At 42.0% G+C, this 24,490-nt stretch carries 22 protein-coding genes; 7 read left to right on the top strand and 15 right to left on the bottom strand.

The features are described from left to right. Nucleotides 1-39 precede the first annotated feature (39 nt). Nucleotides 40-1,023 (bottom strand): potassium channel beta subunit family protein, encoded by a 984-nt coding sequence (locus tag DBR43_RS05885; protein ID WP_124578816.1) that lies wholly within the window; start codon nucleotides 1,021-1,023, stop codon nucleotides 40-42. A gap of 166 nt (nucleotides 1,024-1,189) precedes the next feature. On the opposite strand from DBR43_RS05885, the gene DBR43_RS05890 reads away from it, so the two are divergent. After that, a complete protein-coding gene (locus DBR43_RS05890) occupies nucleotides 1,190-2,152 on the top strand; it encodes a M20/M25/M40 family metallo-hydrolase (RefSeq protein ID WP_124578818.1) in 963 nt (320 codons plus the stop codon). Nucleotides 2,153-2,155: 3 nt separating this feature from the next. Here DBR43_RS05890 and DBR43_RS05895 read toward each other — a convergent pair whose 3' ends face one another. From DBR43_RS05895 to DBR43_RS05915, 5 genes are all read right to left on the bottom strand, one after another. Then, entirely contained in the window at nucleotides 2,156-2,422 is a 267-nt protein-coding gene (locus DBR43_RS05895) for a hypothetical protein (RefSeq protein WP_199756963.1), read from the bottom strand. 144 nt (nucleotides 2,423-2,566) lie between these two features. Continuing rightward, a complete protein-coding gene (locus DBR43_RS05900; RefSeq protein WP_124578821.1) occupies nucleotides 2,567-4,252 on the bottom strand; it encodes a S41 family peptidase in 1,686 nt (561 codons plus the stop codon). A 78-nt stretch (nucleotides 4,253-4,330) separates the two neighbouring features. Next, on the bottom strand, nucleotides 4,331-4,945 hold the full coding sequence (locus DBR43_RS05905; RefSeq protein WP_124578823.1) for an HAD hydrolase-like protein: 615 nt from the start codon (nucleotides 4,943-4,945) through the stop codon (nucleotides 4,331-4,333). A 22-nt stretch (nucleotides 4,946-4,967) separates the two neighbouring features. After that, on the bottom strand, nucleotides 4,968-5,462 hold the full coding sequence (locus DBR43_RS05910) for a hypothetical protein (protein ID WP_124578825.1): 495 nt from the start codon (nucleotides 5,460-5,462) through the stop codon (nucleotides 4,968-4,970). A gap of 4 nt (nucleotides 5,463-5,466) precedes the next feature. After that, the gene (locus DBR43_RS05915; protein ID WP_124578827.1) at nucleotides 5,467-6,117 is read right to left on the bottom strand and encodes an ABC transporter ATP-binding protein; all 651 of its coding nucleotides are present in this window, start codon (nucleotides 6,115-6,117) and stop codon (nucleotides 5,467-5,469) included. A 65-nt stretch (nucleotides 6,118-6,182) separates the two neighbouring features. Between DBR43_RS05915 and sucC the strand changes: the two genes are divergently transcribed. Further along, a complete protein-coding gene (gene sucC, locus DBR43_RS05920; protein ID WP_073231105.1) occupies nucleotides 6,183-7,373 on the top strand; it encodes an ADP-forming succinate--CoA ligase subunit beta in 1,191 nt (396 codons plus the stop codon). Nucleotides 7,374-7,978: 605 nt separating this feature from the next. On the opposite strand, the gene DBR43_RS05925 is transcribed toward sucC, so the two are convergent. Next, a complete protein-coding gene (locus DBR43_RS05925; RefSeq protein ID WP_158622439.1) occupies nucleotides 7,979-9,313 on the bottom strand; it encodes a sensor histidine kinase in 1,335 nt (444 codons plus the stop codon). Nucleotides 9,314-9,454: 141 nt separating this feature from the next. Here DBR43_RS05925 and asnS point away from each other — a divergent pair, with 141 nt between their 5' ends. Beyond that, the gene (gene asnS / locus DBR43_RS05930) at nucleotides 9,455-10,903 is read left to right on the top strand and encodes an asparagine--tRNA ligase (RefSeq protein WP_074605033.1); all 1,449 of its coding nucleotides are present in this window, start codon (nucleotides 9,455-9,457) and stop codon (nucleotides 10,901-10,903) included. Nucleotides 10,904-11,553: 650 nt separating this feature from the next. Here asnS and DBR43_RS05935 read toward each other — a convergent pair. Beyond that, nucleotides 11,554-13,212 carry an FMN-binding glutamate synthase family protein gene (locus tag DBR43_RS05935; protein ID WP_124578831.1) on the bottom strand — a complete coding sequence of 553 codons (1,659 nt, stop codon included), beginning with the start codon at nucleotides 13,210-13,212 and terminating at the stop codon, nucleotides 11,554-11,556. Between the two features lie 77 nt (nucleotides 13,213-13,289). Between DBR43_RS05935 and DBR43_RS05940 the strand changes: the two genes are divergently transcribed. Together DBR43_RS05940 and nhaA are read left to right on the top strand one after the other, a co-directional pair. Next, nucleotides 13,290-13,910, top strand: a complete 621-nt coding sequence (locus DBR43_RS05940; protein WP_073231098.1) for an L-threonylcarbamoyladenylate synthase — start codon at nucleotides 13,290-13,292, stop codon at nucleotides 13,908-13,910. Nucleotides 13,911-13,949: 39 nt separating this feature from the next. Beyond that, a complete protein-coding gene (gene nhaA, locus DBR43_RS05945) occupies nucleotides 13,950-15,134 on the top strand; it encodes a Na+/H+ antiporter NhaA (RefSeq protein WP_124578833.1) in 1,185 nt (394 codons plus the stop codon). Here the strand turns inward: nhaA and trpA are convergent. The 4 genes from trpA to trpD form a co-directional block, all read right to left on the bottom strand. After that, nucleotides 15,124-15,891, bottom strand: coding sequence for a tryptophan synthase subunit alpha (trpA, locus tag DBR43_RS05950; RefSeq protein ID WP_124578835.1), 768 nt, complete (start codon nucleotides 15,889-15,891; stop codon nucleotides 15,124-15,126). The two genes, nhaA and trpA, sit on opposite strands and share 11 nt — an antisense overlap. A gap of 8 nt (nucleotides 15,892-15,899) precedes the next feature. Next, a complete protein-coding gene (gene trpB / locus DBR43_RS05955) occupies nucleotides 15,900-17,081 on the bottom strand; it encodes a tryptophan synthase subunit beta (RefSeq protein WP_199756964.1) in 1,182 nt (393 codons plus the stop codon). 91 nt (nucleotides 17,082-17,172) lie between these two features. Next, nucleotides 17,173-17,817: a phosphoribosylanthranilate isomerase gene (locus DBR43_RS05960; RefSeq protein WP_124578839.1), complete on the bottom strand. Its 645-nt coding sequence runs from the start codon at nucleotides 17,815-17,817 to the stop codon at nucleotides 17,173-17,175. Next, the gene (gene trpD, locus DBR43_RS05965) at nucleotides 17,817-18,803 is read right to left on the bottom strand and encodes an anthranilate phosphoribosyltransferase (RefSeq protein WP_124578841.1); all 987 of its coding nucleotides are present in this window, start codon (nucleotides 18,801-18,803) and stop codon (nucleotides 17,817-17,819) included. The genes DBR43_RS05960 and trpD overlap by 1 nt, the downstream gene beginning before the upstream one ends. 197 nt (nucleotides 18,804-19,000) lie before the next feature. Between trpD and DBR43_RS05970 the strand changes: the two genes are divergently transcribed. Continuing rightward, entirely contained in the window at nucleotides 19,001-19,957 is a 957-nt protein-coding gene (locus DBR43_RS05970) for an ion channel (protein ID WP_124578843.1), read from the top strand. Nucleotides 19,958-20,529: 572 nt separating this feature from the next. On the opposite strand, the gene DBR43_RS05975 is transcribed toward DBR43_RS05970, so the two are convergent. From DBR43_RS05975 to recR, 3 genes are read right to left on the bottom strand one after another with little or no spacing between them, the layout of a single operon-like run. Then, entirely contained in the window at nucleotides 20,530-21,372 is an 843-nt protein-coding gene (locus DBR43_RS05975) for an alpha/beta hydrolase (protein ID WP_124578845.1), read from the bottom strand. Nucleotides 21,373-21,375: 3 nt separating this feature from the next. Continuing rightward, a complete protein-coding gene (locus tag DBR43_RS05980) occupies nucleotides 21,376-22,191 on the bottom strand; it encodes an SDR family oxidoreductase (RefSeq protein ID WP_124578847.1) in 816 nt (271 codons plus the stop codon). Between the two features lie 5 nt (nucleotides 22,192-22,196). Beyond that, nucleotides 22,197-22,814, bottom strand: a complete 618-nt coding sequence (recR, locus tag DBR43_RS05985) for a recombination mediator RecR (protein ID WP_124578849.1) — start codon at nucleotides 22,812-22,814, stop codon at nucleotides 22,197-22,199. A 78-nt stretch (nucleotides 22,815-22,892) separates the two neighbouring features. Here recR and DBR43_RS05990 point away from each other — a divergent pair, with 78 nt between their 5' ends. Beyond that, a complete protein-coding gene (locus DBR43_RS05990; protein ID WP_124578851.1) occupies nucleotides 22,893-24,473 on the top strand; it encodes a sodium:solute symporter in 1,581 nt (526 codons plus the stop codon). Nucleotides 24,474-24,490 lie beyond the last annotated feature (17 nt).

A 24,490-nucleotide genomic window follows, 5' to 3' on the forward strand; every position in this document is an offset into this window, starting at 1 on the left:
TTTGTTCAAACACCGGCCTTTTTCTTTAACCTGCTGATTTTAAAACTGAGGCAAATGTGGCTTGGTTTGCATGATCTCTTCTATGCTTGTCAAAACCTCTTCCGTTAACAAAGGAAGCACCTCCAGGGTAGTCAGATTTTCTTTCAGCTGTGCAGTCTTAGAAGCACCCAGAATTACGGTACTTACATTTGGATTTTTAAGACACCAGGCCAATGACAACTTCGCCAATGGAATGTTTAACCCGTCGGCCAGCCCCTGCAGTTTTTCCGCCTTTTTAAGCTTCTCTTCATTTAAAACGGCATCTTTCAACCACTCCATCCCTTTCAGTTCCAGACGGGTATCCTTCGTATTTCCTGAAGTATATTTACCGGACAATAATCCTGAGGCCAACGGCGACCAGATCGTGGTGCCCAGCCCGTATTCCCTGAACAGCAAGAGGTATTCGTTCTCCATCTTATTCCGCTCCAACAGGTTGTATTGAGGTTGTTCCATCGTTGGGCCAATCAAATTGTATTGCTTTGCAACCCTGATCGCTTCCATGATCTCCGAAGCACTCCATTCAGAAGTTCCCCAGTACAGAATTTTCCCTTGTTGCAGTAAGGTATTCATTGCCCATACCGTCTCTTCAATTGGCGTATGCTTATCCGGCCTGTGACAGAAATACAGGTCGAGGTAATCTACCTGCAAACGTCTCAACGCAGCGTTACAGGCTTCTATCACGTGCTTGCGCGATAAACCAACCCTGTTCGGCCCCTTATTCTCTGTCCCAAAAAATACTTTACTGGACACGACAAAGGATTCCCGCTCCCATTTACGGGATTTCAGGATTTTCCCCATCACCTCTTCCGATTTCCCTTCCGCATACCCTTCTGCATTGTCGAAAAAGTTAACCCCGGCATCGTAAGCAATTCCCATTAACTCATCTGCAGTTTTATCGCTGATCTGTTGTCCGAACGTAAGCCAGCTTCCTAAAGAAAGTGCACTTACCTGTAATCCTGACTTACCTAAACGTCTATATTCCATTGATCTTTTATTTTTAATGATGTACTGAATTTTTAATGATGTACTGAGCTGAAATTACCTCATAATATCAAAACATTCCACACTGGTTTAAGTTTTGACAATCAGATGTCGGAGGAGATGTCAGCTAATATAATTACCTTTAGCTTACCTAGAACCAGATCAAAAGATGAAAGTATACCTGCTATTACCATTCGTTGTGTTGTTGAGTTGCAATTCCGTAAAGAAACCCGTACAGGCACAAACTGCAACCCATTTCTCAAAAGCAGAACAGCAACTGCTTAAAGATGTGGAGGTACTCTCTTCGGATGCTTATGAAGGACGTAAGACCGGCACCAAAGGCGCAGAAATGGCAAGGGCATACATAAACACCAGATTCAAGCAAATCGGCTTAAAACCGATCCCTTTACTTTCCGGATATGAGCAGGTCTTCTCTTTCAGAAACAACAAAGGGGTAGAGATCTTTGGAAAGAACCTGCTGGCCTGCATTCCCGGAAAAAATGAAGATGTGATTGTGATCTCGGCTCATTATGACCATGTTGGCATTATGAATAATGAGGTGTACAACGGAGCAGATGATAACGCATCGGGTGTCGCAGCCTTGTTAAAATTTGCGGAATACTATAAAAATAACAAACCCAACTATACGTTAATTTTCGCTGCTTTTGATGCAGAGGAAATGGGCTTAAGGGGCTCAAAGGCATTTGTAGAAAAACCGCCGGTAGCATTGGAAAAAATTAAGCTAAACATCAATATGGACATGATCAGCCACAATGACAAAGGCGAACTGTATGCCTGCGGAACTTACAAGTATCCGGAATTAAAGAAATATTTTATCAGCACAGATCCCCGGATCAAGGTGTTGCTGGGACATGACGATCCTAAAACAGGTCATGAAGACTGGACGGATCAAAGTGACCAGGGTTCATTTAATGCAAAAGATATTCCTTTTATCTACTTCGGTGTGGAAGACCATAAAGATTACCATAAGGCCACAGACGAATACCAGAACATCAACAAAAAGTTCTTTATCGATGCTGCCGCTTCCATTCTGGAAATCATCAACAACATCGATAAAGAACGTAATTTAAAATCCATCTTCAGAGAAAAGCTTCGGATGAAAAAGCAATAAGCCTTAAAATTCTATCGCCAGCAAACTGCTCAAAGGAATGTGAATTCCGTTTTTCAGCTGAATGTATTTTTCTGTCACTGACCAAACGGTCGTAGAAACCGTTCGTGGCCCTTCCTTGGTATTGAAGGAGATATCTGCCTTAGACTTAAACTCATTTCCAAGTCGCTGTGCAGAGTTCAGCTTATCTCTCAATTCTTCTGTATGGTTTTGTTCAGCAGGTATGATCTGACTGATGTCTATTGACTCTTTTTCGATTAATTCCCCTATCATAATATAATGCCTTAATTCTAATTAAATATGCGTTTAAACAATTAAAATCGCAATAAAAACAGATACTTCAAAGTCATTTTTACATAATTGTGTAAATAGGCTTTTACATTCAAAAAAATCAACTGACTAACAGCAGCTTAAGCGTTACTGTCTTCTTCCCGGAGTTTTAATCATTCCTATAAACTCTGTATTTCTATCCCTGGATACCAGGATCATTGGCGGAACAGCAGTCGTCGTGTTACTTTCCTCCCTAACGCTCATTCTTGCGCTTTTAGCTGAAGCCAATGCAGAAGATCCAGCAGTCCCGGGAATGGCAGCTACCGCCTTCGCGAGGTACCCTTCTTTTACATCTCCGAATTCATAAAGGGGATTGTCAAAAAAAGTAGCTTCAGTCGATGTCGCGGCATCGTAATCAGGAACGATTCCATTGAAATAGCCTCCCTCGCCATTCGCATTTTTAGTTTCAAACATCGCATAGAAAACATCATATCGGTTTTCAATCCTTATTGGAAAGAAACCTACAGGTTTTCCATAAGTGGTTTCACCAACCAATTTAACATTTACAAAAGGTTTTAAACTATTAATCACGAGTTCGCTTGCGGAAGCAGTTCTGTCAGACACAATAAAAACGACATTAGTTACCCCCGTCAATGCTCCTTTTTTACTAAATGAAGTAGATTGAGCTTCAGGGCTGTAATCGTCATCTGCCTGAGTCAGGTTTCTTCCAAGCGTCCTGTCATATATTAATTTGCCATTGACGTCGGTAACCGGCTGATTGATCAGGATTCCTGCCTTTCTACTGCGCATGGTATTGTTATAATATTCCCTGAACATCACTTTTCCATTGAGACCAGAAGGGGCAATCAGATTGATCAGGTATTCTGCGGTGTTGATGTATCCACCTCCATTATAACGAAGGTCGATCACGAGGTCTTTAACTCCCCTTGTAGAGAAATCAGCGAAAGCGGCATCCAAGTCTCCTTTTGTAGTATTGTCCAAAGTCGAAAACCTGGCGAAAGCCAGATAACCAATCTTCTTTGTTCCAGCCGTAAGCGTAATCGCTTTATAAATCGGACTGCTTTTATAACTTTTCTTGGTTAGGGTCAATGCAAAGTCGTTCAGCTTTGTTCCTCCGGTATATACGGTCCCTGTTATTGCTAAACTTGCACCCTCAAATGCATTAATGGCAGCATTATACTCCGTATTGATGTTGGCTCCAAAAGACTGACCATTAACAGTTCTGATTACCCATCCCCGCTTCACACCGGCAGCCTCCGCCGGAGAACCGGGATAAACTGCAGTCACAATTAAACTATAGGTCAGCGGATTATTTGCATCGGTTCTGTAGGCATCAATTCTGATCCCCACATCATTCCCATTACCTTCTGAATCTACAGAAGCCAGTGAATTAGGTATGCTCGCCTGAGGGTTAGCCGCGGTTGCGTCCTCTATGAAAGAGTATTTTAAGGAAGAATAACCCTGTCTGTAATCAACAGATGCGGAAATCTTACCTATATTAAAAAGATTATTTTTATACTTATCCAGATTAGCAGCGCCATTTGTATATTTCCTGGGCAGATATTCATCATAGGTCGGCAATGCTTCATTCCAGTAATAGACTTCTTTGGCATAAAGGAACAAAGAGTCATTCGTGAGCTGAACTCTATCCGTCGTAGGTGTTTGCTGAGTATTTCCGGTAGCCGGATCGCTCGTCTGTGGTTTTTTCTCCGGTGTCGGTTCTACTTTGTTCTTTTTACAGGCTGTAAATCCCAGAGCAAGCACTATGACGGCCAGTGCAGCATAACGTCCGGAGGGCATATGTTTTATCATCGATATAGAGTTAGATTATAACAAATTTAAGATAATTAAACAGCATTACCGCAGGTTGTTATGGGAATACTAACGTAATTAATCCTCCAATAGTTTATCTGCAGCTAAAAAATCAATTTTTGCATTCAAGGCGCATTCCCTGTCCAGCCCTTCCTTACCAATAAACAACAGCTCCTCCCCTTTTAAACCATGTTTCTCCAGGATCAATTCCAATCCGGCAGCAAATGGTTTTTCGGCGATTTCTGCGGCAAAATAGACCACCAGGTTCTGCTCCAGACCATTCCATTCAATCTGTCTGATTTTATTCAACTGCATCGCCGGATCGCCGGATACAAATAAAAATACCTGCTTTCCTTTAGCTACAATTTCCTGTAAAGAATTCAGCATTTTATTAAAGATCAACAGTTTTAAAGGAAGCCTTGCATTTTGAAGCAGCAGATCAAAGTTAACCTGGTATTTCAATGGAATATTAAATTTAGCAGCAGTTTCAGTAAAGATCTCTTCGGGTCCGTCTGCAAGGTATTTCTCCTGCATAAACTGAAGGATTTCTGTGGCATTCAACTGCTCCCCATATTCAATAAACTGTGCAAACAGGTAATATACCTGGAGTAAGTAATCTTTTTCGGGATAAAGAACATCGTCAAGTTCAAAAACAAAAGCTTGTTTTTCTTCTAAGAGTTTTTCAGATACCATGAATATATAGAATGATGGGGTATTAATTGATTGTAAATAAAATAGGCTCCAGTCCTTCGGTACCGGCGATGATGTAGAAAGCGCCGTTTAAGCCTGCTTCTTTTTCAGGCTTTAGCTGCTCATCAGAAGGGCTTGAAGAGAACAAGAGGGTCCCATCCCGATAAATAGCCCAATTACCCGATTGCTTTTCTGTGCTCAGGTATTGATCCAGTTTACTGATTTCCGGGAGCAATACAGAGATTCCAAATTCTTCGAACAGGACGATAGACCTGGAAACCGCTTCTATTTCAAAAGGATGGAGTGGCAGAATCATTTCCACTCCTTCGTCCAGACAGTTATTTAATAAATTATGCGCTGTAGTATCGTCATTCCGCGTTCCTAAAGAATGCATCTGATAGGCTGCAGAGCTGAATGAAGGCATATCGCCATAGTCTGCCAGTAATATATGGTCATCGGAAAATGCTTTCAGCAGTTTTAGTGTTGCTGCAGATTTACCTCCTGTAATTAATATCTTCAAAATGTTATATGATTAATCCGTCTTTCATGGTGACTACCCTGTCACTGATTTTTGCCAGCCCTTCATTGTGTGTCACAATGACGAAGGTCTGTTTAAAATTGTCCCTGAGGGTGATAAAGAATTCATGCAAAGCATTGGCATTGGCAGAGTCCAGATTTCCTGAAGGCTCATCGGCCAATATAATTGAGGGCCTGTTCACCAATGCCCTAGCTACGGCAATCCGTTGTTGTTCTCCTCCGGAAAGCTCGTTGGGTTTATGGCTTGCCCGGTCTTTGAGGCCTAAAAGGTCTAACAGCTCCATGGCACGTTGTTCGGCTTCCTTTTTACCTGTTTTAGCAATAAAAGCAGGAATACAGATGTTCTCCATTGCGCTGAATTCGGGCAGCAGGTGATGGAATTGAAAAACAAAGCCTATATTTTTGTTACGAAAGAGACTTAACAGCTCACCGGAAAGCAGATTCACTTTGGCGCCGTTCAGTTCGACCGTGCCCTGATCAGGCTTATCTAAAGTCCCCAATATATGCAACAATGTGCTTTTCCCTGCTCCGGAAGCACCGATGATACTTACAATTTCTCCTTTTGCCACTTCAAAATCCACCCCTTTCAGGATGGGTAAATTTCCATAAGCTTTCTTTATACCTGTAGCTTTTAGCATAAATGCAAACTTACTGTTTTTAAAACCAATCTGAAATTGTAGATTTGGACAAATTTTTTCAGCAAATGAATATCCACGAATATCAAGGTAAAGAAATACTTAAAAGTTTTGGTGTAGCCGTACAAGAAGGCATTGTTGCCGACACGGTTGAGCAGGCTGTAGAAGCTGCTAAAAAAATGAAAACTGACTTCAATTCTGATTGGGTTGTGATTAAAGCACAAATCCATGCAGGCGGAAGAGGTAAAGGCGGAGGTGTAAAACTGGCCAAAAACCTTGACGAGGTTAAAGAGAGAGCTGCTGCAATCCTGGGCATGCAATTGGTAACCCCACAAACTGGCCCTGAAGGTAAGAAAGTAAACAAAATTTTAGTTGCACAGGATGTATATTATCCCGGAGCTTCAGAAACTAAAGAGTTCTATGTAGGCGTATTGCTAAACCGTGCAACGGGCAAGAACATCATTATGTATTCTACCGAAGGTGGAATGGATATTGAAGAAGTAGCAGAAAAAACACCTCATCTAATATTCAAAGAAGAGATTGACCCTAAAGTTGGTCTTCAAGGATTCCAGGCCCGTAAGGTTGCCTTCAATCTTGGATTGAGCGGAGCTGCTTTTAAAGAGATGGTGAAATTTGTTACTGCGCTTTACAAAGCCTATGACAGCATTGACTCTGCTATGTTTGAGATCAACCCGGTATTAAAAACTTCTGATGACAAAATCATCGCAGTAGATGCTAAAGTTGATTTAGATGAAAACGCTTTGTTCCGTCATCCTGATTATGCAGCAATGCGTGATAAACTGGAAGAAGATCCAACAGATGTTGAAGCCAGCGAATCAAACTTAAACTATGTAAAATTAGATGGTAATGTTGGCTGTATGGTTAACGGTGCTGGTTTAGCTATGGCGACCATGGACATCATCAAAATTGCTGGTGGTGAGCCTGCCAACTTCCTTGACGTTGGTGGAACTGCAAATGCACAAACTGTAAAAGCAGGTTTTAACATCATCCTTAAGGATCCTAATGTTAAAGCAATCCTAATCAATATCTTTGGTGGTATCGTTCGTTGTGACCGTGTAGCTCAAGGTGTAATTGATGCTTACAAAGAAATCGGAGATATTCCTGTTCCAATCATCTGTCGTTTACAAGGTACCAATGCCGCAGAAGCGAAACAGTTAATTGATGAGTCAGGATTAAAAGTATATTCAGCAATCGCATTGAAAGATGCAGCTGCTTTAGTTACTAAAGTACTTTCATAGTATCAGGTAATTACCTATCATAAAAAAAGGTCAATTGTTCATTCAATTGACCTTTTTTTATGACCTATATTTTCGATACTTCTGGTTTCCATTGTTTTCATCAACAAACAGCGCAGGTGCGGATCAATTCCCAACCCGGCCAAAATGCCATGATGATTTTATTCATTTCCCCATTGCCAGCATGATTTCCTATTGTCAGCATGATTCCCCCATTGCCAACAACATTTTATTATTCCCGTCAACATTTTTCCTATTCCCGGCAGGTTACAAAAATAAGAAGCCTCCAGTCATCCAACGGGAGGCTTCTTTAACCAAATATAAATTAAACGAGCTGACACAAATATATAACTTAAAGACAAAAAACACAATTTATTTCAACAAAAAATCATAAAATCACCAAAAAGACCAAAATAAAAGACAACAAAACAAATTAAAACACACAAAAATCAACAAAACACACAAAAATAATCCAAACAATCACCATAAAAATTCAAATTTTAGCTAAAAACAAAAATAAAATGACTAAAAACACAAAAACACTAACAATAAAATCAAATTAAGAATAAAAAATGCTCATAAAATCAAAAAACACCAAAAACAAACCACTAAACAGCTCCTAATTTAAAGGAAACATAAAAAACAGTGCCTTTATCTTCCTTACTCTCAAACCAGATTTTACCTTGCTGCTGTTCCGTGAACTCTTTACATAACAACAGTCCCAATCCGATTCCTTTTTCATTGTTGGTGCCATAGGTGGCGGAAGCATTAAGATGAAACAGGTTTTCCTGCTTATCATCGGAAATCCCGATTCCATTGTCGGAAATAATAATCATACCCTCATTATCGCGATACCTGGTAGATACAATAATCTCTCCTCCAGCCGGCGTAAACTTCAGCGCATTGGACACCAGATTCCTGATCACCAGATGCAGCATATCATGATCCGCCATTAAGTTCAATTGTCCGGCCGTTAAAACATTCAGGCGAATCCCTTTCTTATCAGCTATTGACTTTTCAATTTTCAGCCAGTTCTTCAGCGCCTCGTTCACATCCAGAGACTTCAACTGAACATTGGTTCCCATCAGCTGAGTTCTTGACCAGGAAAGCAGGTTCATGAGCATCTCAGAAGTATCTCTGGTGATTTCCAGCAATTGCTCTTCTATAAAAGACTTTTCCCCTTCCTCCAGTCCTACTGCATTCAGCAACTCCAGATATCCCTGTATAGAGCTCAATGGCATCCTTACATCATGCGCCACAATGGAAAGCAACCTGTCCTTTTCCCGGTTCAGGTATTCCAGCTCCTGCTTTTGAAAAAGAATCTCTTCATTCTGCACTTCGATCGCCCTGTTCCGCTCCTCAACAGAAGACCTTTCATGGTCATAATTCTTTCGCATATAGCTGATAGAAAAGAAAATCAGGGTAGTGGCGACGATGTAAGTCACCCCAAAATCGATCGTTCTCACCGCATTATTGAGGTATAAGTTTGGTGCTAAATGCGGCCAGTAAAGTTCTACAACCAACACCGCAAGCACTACGAGCAGGTTGAGCGGCACCCAAAACACATACTGCTGCTTGGGAATAATGGTAATGATGATAAAAAAAGAAAGCGCAAAGAGCAAAATATTCGGGCCAAGAATCCCTGAATTATAGAAATAACAGAAAATAAAAGCAATGTTACAAGCCAGGCAAAAAAACATAATGCACAAGGAAGACTTCCGCTTCACCCTCGACCCATAGTATAAGGCCAGGATAAACAACATACATACACAACAAAGCCATGCCAGTGCTTTCAGGTTCACGACATAGTTATAGGGAGCTTCCACTGCCATAGCAAAGAAAGCAAAGATGCACATGGTATTAAAAATACGTTCTTCTAGAGAAAAGTTATAGACATCACCAATGGCATTTTGCCAGAAGGAAAGTTTAAGATTTGGTTGCACGTTAATATGATTGAGAATGAAACGCAAACTTAATATATTAAGAAACATAAAAAAAATCATTATACAATTGAATATAAGCAACCTATTCCCTCTTATTTATTGAATGAAATCCTTATTTTTGACGCTCTCCACAATAAAATCATGATAAAACGAGAAAAAGTAAAAAGCCTGTTAGAGACAGAGCAGTTCGACAGAGAAGTGACCGTTATGGGTTGGGTTCGTACCTTCCGTAACAATCAGTTTATAGCTATAAATGATGGTTCCTGCATGGGAAATATCCAGATCGTTGTCGACTTCAATAATACCCCTGAAGATTTATTAAAACGCATTACTACCGGAGCTGCAATATCCGTTACAGGAATTATTGTGGAATCCGTTGGTAAAGGCCAGAGAGTTGATATAAAAGCAAATTCCATTGAAATATTAGGCGATAGTGATCCGGAAAAATTCCCGTTACAGCCTAAGAAACACAGTTTAGAATTCCTGAGAGAAATTGCGCATCTGCGCTTCCGTACCAATACTTTCAACGCCGTTTTCAAATTGCGTCATGCCCTGGCTTTTGCCATTCATCAGTTTTATAACGACAGAGGCTTTGTGTATATGCATACCCCTGTAATTACAGCTTCCGATGCTGAAGGTGCCGGTGAAATGTTCAAAGTAACCACTCTGGACTTTGACAATACCCCACGTACCGAAGACGGTAAAGTAGATTTCTCACAAGATTTCTTTGCCCGTGCCACCAACCTTACCGTATCGGGACAACTGGAAGGTGAGCTTGCAGCAATGGCATTTGGACAGATTTATACATTCGGTCCTACCTTCAGAGCTGAAAATTCAAATACAACCCGTCACCTTGCAGAATTCTGGATGATTGAACCTGAGGTTGCTTTCGCAGACCTTGAAGACAACATGCAGCTGGCAGAAGACATGATGAAGTATGTCATCGACTATGCCTTGAAAAACTGCCCTGAAGAAATAGAGTTCCTGAACAACCGTTTACTGGAGGAGGAAAAAACCAAACCACAGAATGAACGCAGTGAGCTTTCTTTAATAGAGAAGCTTAACTTCTGTCTGAACAATGACTTTGAGCGCCTGACTTATACAGAAGCCATCGCCATCCTGAGGTCTTCCAAACCAAATCAAAAGAAACAATTCAAATACCTTATTGATGAATGGGGAGCAGACCTTCAGTCGGAACACGAACGCTATCTGGTAGAAAAACATTTCAAAAAACCGGTGATCTTAACAGACTACCCGGCAGATATCAAATCATTCTACATGCGTCAGAATGAGCCTGATGCTCAGGGCAGAAAAACAGTTGCCGCCATGGACATCCTTTTCCCTGGAATCGGAGAAATGGTAGGTGGTTCTGCAAGAGAAGAACGTATGGATAAACTCGTTCAAAGAATGGAAGAGCTGAACATCCCACAGGAAGAATTGTGGTGGTATTTAGACACCAGACGTTTTGGAACAGCTCCACATGCAGGATTCGGATTAGGTTTCGAAAGACTGGTACTTTTTGTGAGCGGAATGACGAATATCAGAGACGTGATTGCTTTTCCACGTTTCCCGAGAAACGCTGAGTTTTAATCTTTATAAAACAAAAAAGCTGGTTTCATTTGAATGGAACCGGCTTTTTTGTTTTTTGGTTGGGGAAATTAAGTGTTACAAAAATATCCCATCTCCTTTTCATCCCCGAATCTTTGCTGAAGGGCAAATATTCGAATGTCTTCAAAGCAGAGGGACATTTTTGTTTAAAAAATTTTGCTCCTTCGCATGATGCAATTGAACGTCCCACCTGAACTTAATTAAACATCTTATATTTCTATTTCAATAATTCAATCGAATATTCTATTCTACATACCGTTCAATTGAACTGCCTACTCTGATATAGCTCAATTAAACATCCCAACCTCTATATCGCCTAACTGAACTCCCTACTTAGTCATACAATTAACCATCCAATAACTCAATCAAACATTCTATTCTTCATACCGCCCAATAGAACTTACCTTCCACACCATCTAATCCCCTCCCTAAATAACACTATTAAAATAATACCCGGGTCGAGGTTTAGCTTGTGGAGCGAACCTTAATTCTATGCAGGATTTCTCCAATAAATGTGGAGTTCAGAAAAGGCATAGAAAGATTTGCGCCCTTCAGCGCAAAAGATTTCAGCCTTTGAGGAATCTCTACATTTATTGAGCGCAGAAAGCCTGAGATACTAAGCATGAGCGGAACTACCCTCCAGGCGTCAAATTGTCATTAAAAGAATTTGCATGCGCATAATCTACAATAGAAACCTTGTAATCCGTAGGTGTAAAACTAGCAGAAGTACTCAATGCCATTCCCAGCTCAAACCTCAAAGGGTAAGGTGTTCTCAATAAGCTACCTTCCGGAATATAAGGGAAACTCTCCATGTACGACTGCATCACATTGGGAGCAATCCTTCTGTTGATATAAGCTCTTGTCAACTGATATGTGTGGTGTAATCCCGCGGCGCCGAGCAGCTCAACGGCACTTTCTACCGTCAGCTTATGAAAGTTAAACACCCGGACTCTTTTATCTTCTACAACGAGTCCTTTCATCAGGCTGGCATCTTGCGTAGCCACTCCTGTCGGACAAGTATTGCTGTTACATTCCAAAGCCTGTATGCAACCCAGTGCAAACATCATTCCTCTAGCAGAGTTACACAGATCTGCCCCTAAAGCAATGTTTTTTACCAGGTCAAATCCCGAAGAGATTTTTCCGGAAGCGATGATCTTGATGTGTTGTTTCAGGTTAAAACCACTCAGTACATCATATACAAAAGCCACCCCTTCTCTCAAGGGCATACCTACCGCATTAGAAAATTCCTGAGGTGATGCACCCGTACCACCTTCACCTCCATCAACTGTGATAAAGTCGACATAACTTCCTGTTTCTGACATTGCTTTACAAATGGCAAAAAATTCGCTTCTGCGACCAATACACAATTTTATTCCGATGGGTTTACCGCCCGACAACTCCCTTAATTTTTGCACAAAAGCCACCAGCTCCAAGGGTGTTTTAAAAGCGGCATGTGCAGGTGGGGAGATCACATCAAAGCCTTCTTTCACCAGCCTGATCCTTGCAATTTCGGGAGTTACTTTTTTGGCTGGCAAAATCCCTCCATGTCCTGGCTTCGCACCCTGGGAAAGTTTAATCTCAATCATCTTCACCTGTTCAGACTGTGATCGTTCTGCGAAGGCATCATAATTAAAACTACCATCGTGATGGCGACAACCGAAATAACCTGTTCCGATTTGCCAAATGAGATCTCCTCCAGGATTGGCATGGTAATCACTGATTCCGCCTTCTCCTGTATTATGGGCAAAGTTCCCTAGTTTGGCTCCTCCGTTTAAGGCAAGAATCGCATTCTGACTCAATGAACCGAAACTCATGGCCGATATATTGTAGATACTTGCAGAGTATGGCTTTTTACAACCAGGACCGCCGACAAGCACTCTTGGATCTTCATCCAGTTCCGTATGACTGATCGCGGCAATGCTGTGACTCAGCCATTCATATCCGTTTTCATAAACATCCAGCTGTGTACCAAATGGAATCGTATCGTTCTCTTTTTTTGCTCTTTGATAAATCAGCGAGCGGTTCAACCTGCTGAATGGTTTCCCATTCGTATCACTTTCCACAAAATACTGATAGACTTTTGGACGCAGGTCTTCCATAAAATACCTTAAGCGGCCAACCACGGGATAATTCCTGACGATACTGTGTTTGGGCTGGTAAAGGTCGTAAACCCCTAATATGATAATTGGTCCGATAAAGATAAAAGCCCAGTAGAATGGTGGCCAGGCCAGGCTGATCATGACCGTTGCGGTCACCAGAAATGCAGCAATTGCGATAAAAGCTTTTCTCATATGGTTTAATTTAATAAAAACATACTAATAGAACAATAATAAGCATAATAAGGTATAAAGATTTTGTAATTTTACATATGCTTATCAAAATCTATCCTGAAAATCCGAATCCTAAAGCAATAGAACAAGCGGTGGAAGTCTTAAAAAAAGGAGGCATCATCATTTATCCTACCGATACCGTTTACGGGTTGGGTTGCGATATTACCAACCAGAAAGCCATAGAAAAGATTTGCCGGCTGAGGGGAATCAAACCAGAAAAGGCCAACTTCTCCTTCATCTGTTCTGACCTCAGACACATTTCAGACTATATTAAACCCATTGATACCACTACATTCAGGGTATTGAAAAAAGCATTACCTGGTCCGTTCACCTTTATATTCAATGCGAACAACAATGTACCAAAACTGTTGAGCTCCAATAAAAAAACAGTAGGTATCCGTGTTCCTGACAATGCCATTGCCCGTGAAATTGTCATGTTGCTTGGCAATCCGATCCTATCGACTTCCATAAAAGATGACGATGAGTTGATTGAATATTCTACAGATCCGGAATTGATCCACGAGAAGTACGAAGATAAAGTAGACCTGGTAATTGACGGCGGATACGGTGACAATGAGCCTTCTACCGTTGTAGATTGTACTTCCGGAGAATTCGAAATCATTCGTGAGGGTAAGGGCGATCTGGAAAGTTTCCTTTAATTTGTTGCCTAACTCCCCCTTGAATGGTATCTTTAACACATGTCGAAACTATTCAATTTACAAGCGTTCAGAGATTTTATTCGTTCAGGACAAATCGGGGGCATCATCCTCATGGTTTGTGTTGCCATCTCTTTATTTATTGCAAATTCCTCCTATAGTGAAGGATTCGCCAATCTTTTAGCCACAGATTTAGGGATTACCTTTGGCGGCAGCAGCTATTCTTTTACCGTTTCTGCCTGGATCAATGATGCCCTGATGGCCGTATTTTTCCTGTTGGTAGGACTGGAAATTAAAAGGGAAATGCTGGAGGGAGAGTTATCCTCGCTCAAGAAGGCCTCCTTACCGGTAATTGCGGCATTGGGTGGAATGCTCGTTCCTGCACTGATCTATTTTGCTTTTAACCACAATACGCCGACAGCTTCGGGATGGGGAATCCCAATGGCAACTGATATCGCTTTTGCACTCGCCATCATTTCCATGTTAGGCAAAAGTGTCCCTACTTCCTTAAAGATCTTTATGGCTGCACTGGCCATTGTTGACGACCTTGGTGCGATCCTCGTGATTGCCGTATTTTACACCAATGAAGTTCATTTTGACTACCTGTTAATGGCTGCAGGCGTCCTGGCATTGCTGTTTGTATTTAATTTCTTCAATATAAAGCCATTATTTTTCTACCTGATCCCGGGAATCTTTTTATGGTACTTCATCCACCATTCGGGAATCCACGCTACGATTGCAGGTGTATTGCTGGCCTTTACTATCCCTTGTAATGCCACCAATGTAGAATCACCGCTGGAAAAACTGGAACACCTGCTGAACGGACCGGTAAACTATTTTATCATGCCCATCTTTGCTTTGGCAAATACCAATATCACCTTTCAGAAAGAGATGCTTGGTGGCCTGGTTTCCCCCTTGGGAGCAGGGATTATTCTAGGTCTCTTTGCCGGAAAAACAATAGGGGTTACGCTATTTTCATGGCTGGCAGTGAAGCTAAAGCTAGGCACCTTACCTTCAAGGTCCGGCTGGAAACACATCATTGGATTGGGGATGCTTGCCGGAATTGGATTCACCATGTCTATTTTTATTTCCCTATTGTCTTTCAGCGACGAGATGCATGTAACGGAGGCTAAATTCGCCATCCTTTGCGCTTCTATCATTGCCGGATTAATTGGCTTTATCTACCTTAAATCCATCAAAAACACGAAAGAAGAAGTTACGGCTTAAAGGTTTTCATAAAATCCTTCACGCTGTCGGTTACCTTACCTGATTTCAGGCTTTTCACAAAGGCACTGCCGATAATGGCACCATTTGCATACTGACAAGCCTTATCAAAGGTCTCCTTACTGCTGATGCCAAAGCCGATCATCGTTGGGTTATTGAGCTTCATCTCCGCGATTCTCGAGAAATAGGCCTCTGTATTTTCCGATACCTGCAGGTTTTGTCCCGTAGTGGCCGAAGAAGAAAGCAGATAAATGAAGCCATTGCTGAGTCCGTCGATCTTACGGATCCTCTCCGTAGAAGTCTGCGGGGTCACGAGGAAGATATTGGTCAGTCCATTTGCTTCAAATACGCCACTGTACAACTCTTCATACTCAACCATTGGAAGATCCGGAACGATACATCCATCTACGCCCACTTCCGCGCATGACTTACAAAAATTCTCAACCCCATATTGCAACATCGGGTTTACGTAGCCCATTAGCAATACCGGAATGTTCACTGTTTTACGAAGGTCTTTCAATTGCTCAAACAGCAGTTTAAGCGTCATTCCTCCATCCAGGGCAGTCTTGCTGCTCGCCTGAATCACCGGGCCATCCGCTACCGGATCAGAATACGGAAAACCGATTTCCAGTAAGTCTGCGCCCGACCTCTCCAACTCTTCTGCAATCGCTACGGTATCACCTAAGTTTGGGTATCCTGCAGTATAATAGATGGATAATATATTTTTTTTCTCCTGAAATAACTTATTAATTCTGTTCATTGCTCTTCTTATAAACCAAAATACTTCATATAGGTATCCATGTCTTTATCTCCCCTTCCGGACAAACAAACGACTACATTTTCCTTACCTGTAAACTTCATTTTCTCTAAATACGCCAGGGCGTGCGCGCTTTCAATCGCCGGGATAATTCCTTCCAGCTGTGTCAGCAGCAAGCCTGCCTGTAAAGACTCATCGTCCGTTACCGATACATACTCCCCTCTTAAAGTCTTAAACAAATGTGCATGCTGAGGGCCTATTCCAGGGTAATCCAGACCTGCGGAGACCGAATAAGGTTCAATCACCTGTCCATCTTCCGTTTGCATCAGGATGCTTCTGCTGCCGTGTAAAACACCTTCTTTTCCTAATGAAGTTGTTGCGGCAGAATGTCCGCTGTCTACGCCTTTTCCTGCCGCCTCTACAGCAACCAGTTTCACGTTTTCATCATTAATAAAATGATAGAACATTCCCATGGCATTACTTCCGCCACCCACACAGGCCAGCACATAATCAGGCTGGTCATTTCCGGTCTGCTCAATTAATTGTTTTTTTGTTTCCTCGGAAATGATCGATTGAAACAGGGCTACCATATCCGGATAGGGATGCGGGCCTACCACAGAACCGATAATGTAATGGGTATCGATGGGATTATTGATCCAGTCGCGCATGGCTTCATTGGTCGCATCTTTCAGTGTTTTACTGCCTGAGGTTGCAGGAACCACCGTAGCACCGAGCATTTTCATTCTCGCTACATTGGGCGCCTGACGCTGAATGTCGATCTCTCCCATATACACCACACATTCCAGGCCACGCAAGGCACAAACCGTAGCTGTTGCCACCCCATGCTGTCCTGCTCCTGTTTCTGCAATGATGCGTTTTTTTCCCAATCGTTCTGCCAGTAAAATCTGACCGATGGTATTGTTGATCTTATGTGCACCGGTATGGTTCAGGTCTTCTCTTTTCAGGAAGATGTTTGCATTGTAGCGCTGCGATAAACGCTTTGCCAGATACAAAGGAGAAGGCCTTCCGACATAGTCCTTCAGCAGCTGATGAAACTCCTTTTGAAAGTCTTCATCTTCAATAATTTTCAGATAATTGGTTCTCAGTTCTTCCACATTGGGATATAACATCTCGGGAATGTACGCTCCTCCGAAATCTCCAAAATAACCCTTCTCATTTACAAAATAGTTCATAATCCTGTTCTTATTTCTTTAGTATTCCGTTATCCATGGCAGCTAATAACGCTTTTCTGTTCCTTAATATTCCCTGAATTGCCATCGGGCATCAGGACAACTTGTGTTTAAATTCTTTCAATTTACCCGCATCTTTCAATCCCGGCTCCAGTTCAAACCTGCTGTTGATGTCGATCGCAGACAGTCGCGGGTCGCTGATCTCATTCAAGGCTTCTGCACTTTCCGGTCCGATTCCCCCACTCAAAAAATAAGGGACATCGAGCTTATATTTGTCCAGCAGGCTCCAATCGAACTTCTTCCCTGAGCCCCCATGATCGGGTGTTTGGGTATCAAACAAAAAGTAATCTACCACTCCCAGATAGGCCTCCAGTTGCCGGAAATCAAAATCGACATTGATGCCAAAAGATTTGATCACTTTAAACTCCGGTTGCTTGTCTTTAACATATTGAGCGACCTCCCTGCAATACTCCGGACTTTCGGCCCCGTGCAGCTGCACTGCATTCAGTCCGTATTGAAAAACCAGCTCCAGTACTACCTGCGCATCTTCATTTACAAAAACGCCAGTCCTCCGGATCTGTTCAGGCAAGGCTTTAACCACTTCCGGATCTAACTCACCGGCATATCTTTTGGAGCCTTTAAAAAAAATAAAGCCCAGATAATCCGGTTCCAGTGCCGCCACTTCCGCAATGTTTTCCGGATGCAGCATACCACATATTTTCAATTGTACCTGCTTCATCAGGACAACAAACTTTTAAAAGTATTCAATGCCCTCTTGCTGAATAAAGATTCCTCCGCTTCATAGAAGCAATCTGCAAAGGTTTTACTGCTGTCTATCGTTTGGATCGCCAATGCCGCATTACACAATACCACATTATTCTGCTCATTCTCTCCTTCCCCGTTCAGGACTTTCATAAATATCTCTGCGGAAGAAGCTACCGTATCTCCACCTTTAATCAATTGCTCGTCAATCTCTTCAAAGCCAAGGTCAGATACCTTTCTCAAGGCTTCCCCGTTTTTGCTGAAGGTCTTAAAATCGCAGGTTAAAGAAACCTCATCAAAGCCATCTACCGCATGAAGAATTGTGTAATTCTTATCTGTATCCTGATACAGGTAGGCATACAAACGTGCAAGCTCCAGACTAAACACCCCAACCAACTGGTTTTTCGGTTGTGCCGGATTACACATTGGGCCCAGCATATTGAAGAAGGTTTTCACTCCCAGTTCCTTACGGATCGGCGCTACCGTTTTCATCGCCGGGTTAAACAAAGGCGCATGGATAAAGCAAATCCCCGATTTGTCAAGGCTTCTTTTCAGCACATCCTGATCACTTGTAAACTGATAACCCAGATACTCCATTACATTGGAAGATCCGCAGCCCGAAGAAACACCATAGTTACCATGCTTGGCCACTTTATGTCCTGATCCCGCCACCACAAAGGAAGCCAGTGTAGAAATGTTAAAAGTATCTTTTCCATCACCACCTGTTCCACACAGATCGATCAGTTCATGATTGGAGAAATCCAGCTTTACGCATAAGTCCAGCATGGCATCACGGAAGCCTTGTAACTCTTCCACCGTAATGTTACGCATCCCGTAAACTGTAATAAAAGCAGCGATCTGGGAGGTATTAAACTCACCCAAAGCAATGGAAGTCAGAATTCGCTGTGCTTCAGCTCTGCTGAAGGTCTTGTTTTCAAATAAGTGGTTGAGTATTTTCTTCATGGGTATAAAACAAAAAAGGTTGCCCTAAGCAACCCTCAAAATATTTTTATGTAAAATAAAACGTTCCAAATAGGGGTTACACTACGCTAATGCGTTGTGCCACCACCAAAGATTAAGTCCGTTTGTTTGTATCATCTAAGCAAAGATGGAATAGTTTTTAATAATTGCAAAATTTTTCTTGAAATTAGTAAGAAATTATGGCATTATTTAAACGGAAATCACAGATAGATGATGATTTAGGCTTTGGTACACAACCTGTTAGCGAGAATCAAAGATTAATGAATGCTGATGGTTCTTCCAACGTCCGGCGGACCGGCCTTCCCATTTTCAGAAGTTCCGACACTTATAACTGGCTGATTTCCATGTCCTGGAAGAAATTCCTGTTCATCATCTTCCTGGCCTACCTCGTTGTGAATACCCTCTTTGCCACTTTGTATGTATCCATTGGAATTGAACACCTTAAAGGAGCCGACGGCATCAGTCCCAGAGATCATTTCTTTGACGCTTTCTTCTTTTCAGCTCAAACCATTTCTACCGTAGGCTATGGCCATATCAGCCCGGATGGCTTTGCCACGAGTTGCCTTGCCGCTTTTGAATCTATGCTCGGCCTGCTTGCATTTGCCCTGGCCACAGGTTTATTGTATGGCCGCTTTTCAAGGCCTACCGCAAAAGTAGTTTACAGCCCAAACATGGTTATCGCCCCTTATAAAGGAATTAAAGGACTGATGTTCAGACTTGCCAATCTAAGAAACAACCAGCTTATAGAGATTGAGGTTCAGGTTGTAATGTCTTATAATGAGCTGGTTGAGGAAAAAAAGATCAGGAGGTTTTACCCCTTAGACCTGGAAAGATCAAAAATCGGATTGCTGAGTTTAAGCTGGACCGTTGTTCATCCCATTGACGAGCACAGTCCCATTTTTGAAAAAACAGCAGAAGAGCTTGCCGATGCAGAAGTAGAAATTCTGGTCTTGTTAAAGGCTTTCGACGACACCTTCTCTCAAACGGTACATACCAGAACCTCCTACCGCGATGAGGACATTATACACAATGCTAAGTTCTCCAGTATTTTCTCCAGAGACAACAGCGGACGGACCACGCTTGATCTTTCCAGAATCGGCAAGACAGAAATGATTGAGGTTTCTGCTTCCACTTAAGGTTATTTGGCTGATTCAAGGCCAGAGAAATTAAGTGCTACAAAAATATCCCATCTCCTTTTCATCCCCGAATCTTTGCTGAAGGGCAAATATTCGAATGTCTTCAAAGCAGAGGGACATTTTTGTTTAAAAAATTTTGCTCCTTCGCATGATGCAATTGAGCGACTTACCCTTCACAACGCTCAATTATGCAACCTGTTAATCAATCAATCAATCAATCAATCAATCAATCAAAGGCCCTATTCTCCAGATCATCCAACTGAAATTCATATTCAACAGCAACGTTTAACAGATCGATTGAATGAAAATTCTCCAGATCATCCAATTGAAATCCATATCCAACCGATACGCTCCTGAAATAATACCCGGGTCGAGGTTTAGCCTATGGAGCGAACCTTAATTCTGTGCAGGATTTCTCCAATAAATGTGGAGTTCAGAAAAGGCATAGAAAGATTTGCGCCCTTCAGCGCAAAGATTTCTGCCTTTGAGGAATCTCTACATTTATTGATACAGAAAAGACTGAGATATTAAGCAAGAGCGGAATCCCTGTTGGTAGAGAAAGACCTTGGACACTAATGCCCTGCTATAAAAGTCAGAATGGTCTTATAAAGTGGATTACTTCCGAAAATCATCTGACTGATCATACCGACATGCTTTTTTTTACTAATCAGGTGTAGTTCAAAGAATACCTGTCGTTTGGTTAGCTGATTACACAATAGATTTGACTGGTCCCAGATCGCGGGATAAGTTTTCTCCCCACATAAGATCAAATGAGGGTTATGAATGTTTTCCTTATAATTTAACGGAGAAGCCTTAGTCCATACCTCAGGATTACTGGTAAAGGTGCGGAGGAAATTGTGGTAATTATCATCATGCACTGCTTTACTCAGGTATTCGTTCATATCCAGGCCAAAAGCATCATTTAAAATCACCCCACTGATCTTTCCTTTAAACCCGGCGTTCTTTAAGTATTGCGGATCGGCATTGATCAATTCTGCCAGGTGCCCACCTGCAGAATGCCCCATCAGAAAGATGCGTTCGGGATTTCCGCCATAATCGGCGATATGATCCGACACCCATTTCACTGCATTGGCACAATCTGCGGCCATTTGCCCATATTGCTGATCCGGTGCCAGGCCATAATTAATGACCACCGTCACCAGGCCTTTTCTTGCGAAGTTCCGTCCCAGCCACCAATAGGTCTCTTTCTTTCCGCTGCTCCAGGAACCGCCATGAATAAAGATCAGTACATCTTTCATTTTTTCCGGACCTGCCGAATAATAGACATTGAGTTGATTGCTGATTTTTCCCTTATCAGAACCGTAGTCAATATCCTTTGCCACTTTAACCTTTGCAGACAAAGTGAATATCGAGGAAGTAAAAGCGAGTAACGTCAGTAACAACCTGGTTTTCATTTTCTATTTAATCAATGCGTTCTTTTCTTTTGTAAAGTGGTTAAACACCAGTTTATCCGCCAATGCAGGTAACAATTTATTGATCCACACCGTTAATTTTCCCTGGCCTGTCATGATCAAAGTGCGTTTTCTTCCTGCAATTCCATCTACAATACGGCCGGCAACCTCATCGGCGGTCATCATTTTCCCTTCTTCCATACTCGTTTCCCCATGTGAAGAGCCATCTTTAGCTAAAGCAGTCACACGGATATTTGAAGCGGTAAATCCGGGGCAAGCCACCATCACATGCACTCCTGTTTTTAAAAGTTCGGTCCTCAGTGCTTCCATAAAGCCATTCATGGCAAATTTAGAGGCGGAGTAACCTGTTCTTCCGGGTAATCCACGATAACCTGCAATGGAAGATACGCCAATTATACTGCCTTTGGTTTTCAGAATTTCCGGTAAAGCATATTTTGTACAATATACTGTGCCCCAGAAATTCACATCCATCAGGTTTTTCAGGACAGAAAGGTCCAGGTCATCGAATAAGGCACGCATGGATAATCCCGCATTGTTGACCAGGATATCGATTTTATCGAAAGTGACCAGGGCCTGTTTGATCAGTACTTCACAATCGTGTTCTTTGCTCACATCAGCCTGTACTGCCACTGCACGGATGCCATACCTGTTTTCCAGGTCGGCAGTAATTTCGCAGAGGGTTACATATTGTCTGGCAGCGAGCACCAGATGGGCACCGCGTTTTGCAAATTCTTCGGCACAAGCCTTTCCTATACCGGAAGATGCACCGGTAATGATGACTACCTTATTCTTAAAATCCATGTAGGTTATTTGATTAATGAGTTTTCATAAGGCACCCTGGTTACGATAGAGCGGCCTAAAGTGATTTCATCTGCATACTCGAGTTCACCGCCAAAAGCAATTCCACGTGCAATCGTTGTGATTGGAATCTGGAAATCTTTAAGGCGTTTGTATAAATAAAAGAGCGTGGTATCTCCTTCCATCGTTGCACTCAGGGCCAGGATCACCTCTTTTACCGGCGTGGTCGCAACGCGCTGCACCAGAGAGTCAATAAAAAGATCGGAGGGTCCTATGCCGTCCATTGGAGAGATCAGGCCCCCCAGCACATGGTAAACCCCAAAATACTGACCTGTATTCTCTACTGCCATGACATCACGGGTATCTTCCACCACACAGATCACTTCTTTGTCCCGCTTATTGGCAGTACAGATCTCGCAAATGTGCTGATCAGAGATATTATGACAAACGGTACAGTGTTTAATCTCCTGACGGAGTCTGATAATGGCATTTCCGAAGTTCGAGACCTCTTCCTGCTCCTTATTCAATAAATGCAATACTAAGCGTAATGCGGTCTTTTGTCCAACTCCTGGCAACTTTGAAAATTCATTGACAGCGTCTTCAAGAAGTTTAGAAGAAAAGTTCATCTTACAAATTTATATTTATCTTCCGTTATTTGATTTTTAAAATTTGATTTTCTTACATTTAGCTGCTAAAAACATACTATGAGCCCAGCTATACTTCTGTCTTTTTTAATTGGTTACTTTCTGATCCTGATCATTATTGCGTTTGCAACATCGAAGAAATCATCTGATAACGCTACATTTTTCATTGCAAACAGAAACTCAAAATGGTACCTCGTAGCCTTTGGAATGATTGGAACCGCATTATCCGGTGTAACTTTCATTTCCGTTCCCGGAGAAGTTGGTGCCCCCTCAGGGAACCAGTTTCAATATTTCCAGTTTGTGCTCGGCAATGCCATTGGTTTTATCATTATCGCAACCGTACTCCTGCCCCTCTATTACCGGATGAGGCTCACTTCGATTTACAGTTATATCGAACAAAGGCTGGGTTTCTACAGTTATAAAACCGCAGCTTCTATTTTCCTGATCTCCAGAACCATAGGCTCCGCTTTCCGTTTATACCTCGTAGTCATTGTATTACAACGTTTTATATTTGACAGTTACGGCATTCCTTTCTGGGCAACCGTACTGATTTCGCTGGGACTGATCTGGTCATATACCTTCAAAGGCGGACTAAAAACCATCATCATTACCGATACCCTGCAAACGTTCTTCCTGGTATTATCCGTATTTCTGACGCTGTATTTCATTTGCAGCAGCCTGAATATGGACATTCCTACGGCCTTTGAATCGATAAAAAACAGCGGTTATTCCAAAATCTTTTTCTACGAAAACTTCCTCACCAGCGATTTCTATTTCAGTAAACAGCTGATTGGCGGGATATTCGTCACCATTGCCATGACCGGGCTGGATCAGGACCTGATGCAGAAAAACCTGAGCATGAAAACGATTGGCGAAGCTCAGAAAAACATGTTCACCTTTACCGGAGTCTTCGTTGTACTGAATATCTTCTTTTTATCAGTAGGTGCTTTACTTTATATATACGCCACTAAAAACGGAATTGAAATTCCTTTGGACCATGTTACCGGCAAACCAAGAACGGACTTTCTTTTTCCTGAAATTGCATTAAACCACCTGAGTGTGATCCCCGCAATCGTTTTTATGCTGGGCTTAACTGCGGCGACTTTTGCGACAACAGACTCGGCATTAACAGCATTAACTACCTCATTCTGTGTAGATTTTCTCCACATGGATAAAGAAAGTGCTCCTGTTGTTTCCGAAAACACAAAAGCAGAATCAAGTGTTGCCTCAGATCGCCTGCTTAAAGAGGCGGCGGAGAAGAAATCCAAAGCGGCAGTCAGCAAAAGACATATGGTCCATGTTGCTTTTTCATTATTAATGTTTGTTGTGATCATTATATTCAATGCATTTAATGATGAATCGGTAGTAAAAGGCATCTTTAAAGTTGCATCCTATACTTATGGCCCACTTCTTGGTCTGTATAGCTTTGGTCTTTTTGTTCGAAAAAGAGGACTTCATGATAAATTAGTACCTTTAATATGTATCATTTCACCAGCGTTATGTTACCTCCTGAATGCAAACTCCGCTACCTTACTGGGAGGATACAAGTTCAGTGTCGAGCTGATTCTGGTTAATGGGCTTATCACCTTTATCGGGCTGTTACTGATCAGCAAAAAAACAGATTTACAAACTAAATTTTAATACCTTAAATATCTATA

The organism is Pedobacter sp. KBW06 (genome assembly GCF_003852525.1).
In the GTDB taxonomy this organism is placed as follows: domain Bacteria; phylum Bacteroidota; class Bacteroidia; order Sphingobacteriales; family Sphingobacteriaceae; genus Pedobacter.

What these genes read in the sequence shown, in the direction of transcription:
- DBR43_RS05885 (WP_124578816.1), bottom strand. Translation starts at nt 1,023, where the DNA reads ATGGAATATAGACGTTTAGGTAAGTCAGGATTACAGGTAAGTGCACTT.
- asnS (WP_074605033.1), top strand. Translation starts at nt 9,455, where the DNA reads ATGATAAAACGAGAAAAAGTAAAAAGCCTGTTAGAGACAGAGCAGTTC.
- DBR43_RS05960 (WP_124578839.1), bottom strand. Translation starts at nt 17,817, where the DNA reads ATGAAGCAGGTACAATTGAAAATATGTGGTATGCTGCATCCGGAAAAC.
- nhaA (WP_124578833.1), top strand. Translation starts at nt 13,950, where the DNA reads ATGTCGAAACTATTCAATTTACAAGCGTTCAGAGATTTTATTCGTTCA.
- sucC (WP_073231105.1), top strand. Translation starts at nt 6,183, where the DNA reads ATGAATATCCACGAATATCAAGGTAAAGAAATACTTAAAAGTTTTGGT.
- DBR43_RS05915 (WP_124578827.1), bottom strand. Translation starts at nt 6,117, where the DNA reads ATGCTAAAAGCTACAGGTATAAAGAAAGCTTATGGAAATTTACCCATC.
- DBR43_RS05990 (WP_124578851.1), top strand. Translation starts at nt 22,893, where the DNA reads ATGAGCCCAGCTATACTTCTGTCTTTTTTAATTGGTTACTTTCTGATC.
- trpD (WP_124578841.1), bottom strand. Translation starts at nt 18,803, where the DNA reads ATGAAGAAAATACTCAACCACTTATTTGAAAACAAGACCTTCAGCAGA.
- DBR43_RS05975 (WP_124578845.1), bottom strand. Translation starts at nt 21,372, where the DNA reads ATGAAAACCAGGTTGTTACTGACGTTACTCGCTTTTACTTCCTCGATA.
- DBR43_RS05905 (WP_124578823.1), bottom strand. Translation starts at nt 4,945, where the DNA reads ATGGTATCTGAAAAACTCTTAGAAGAAAAACAAGCTTTTGTTTTTGAA.
- DBR43_RS05970 (WP_124578843.1), top strand. Translation starts at nt 19,001, where the DNA reads ATGGCATTATTTAAACGGAAATCACAGATAGATGATGATTTAGGCTTT.
- DBR43_RS05940 (WP_073231098.1), top strand. Translation starts at nt 13,290, where the DNA reads ATGCTTATCAAAATCTATCCTGAAAATCCGAATCCTAAAGCAATAGAA.
- DBR43_RS05895 (WP_199756963.1), bottom strand. Translation starts at nt 2,422, where the DNA reads ATGATAGGGGAATTAATCGAAAAAGAGTCAATAGACATCAGTCAGATC.
- trpB (WP_199756964.1), bottom strand. Translation starts at nt 17,081, where the DNA reads ATGAACTATTTTGTAAATGAGAAGGGTTATTTTGGAGATTTCGGAGGA.
- trpA (WP_124578835.1), bottom strand. Translation starts at nt 15,891, where the DNA reads ATGAACAGAATTAATAAGTTATTTCAGGAGAAAAAAAATATATTATCC.
- DBR43_RS05890 (WP_124578818.1), top strand. Translation starts at nt 1,190, where the DNA reads ATGAAAGTATACCTGCTATTACCATTCGTTGTGTTGTTGAGTTGCAAT.
- DBR43_RS05980 (WP_124578847.1), bottom strand. Translation starts at nt 22,191, where the DNA reads ATGGATTTTAAGAATAAGGTAGTCATCATTACCGGTGCATCTTCCGGT.
- recR (WP_124578849.1), bottom strand. Translation starts at nt 22,814, where the DNA reads ATGAACTTTTCTTCTAAACTTCTTGAAGACGCTGTCAATGAATTTTCA.
- DBR43_RS05900 (WP_124578821.1), bottom strand. Translation starts at nt 4,252, where the DNA reads ATGATAAAACATATGCCCTCCGGACGTTATGCTGCACTGGCCGTCATA.
- DBR43_RS05935 (WP_124578831.1), bottom strand. Translation starts at nt 13,212, where the DNA reads ATGAGAAAAGCTTTTATCGCAATTGCTGCATTTCTGGTGACCGCAACG.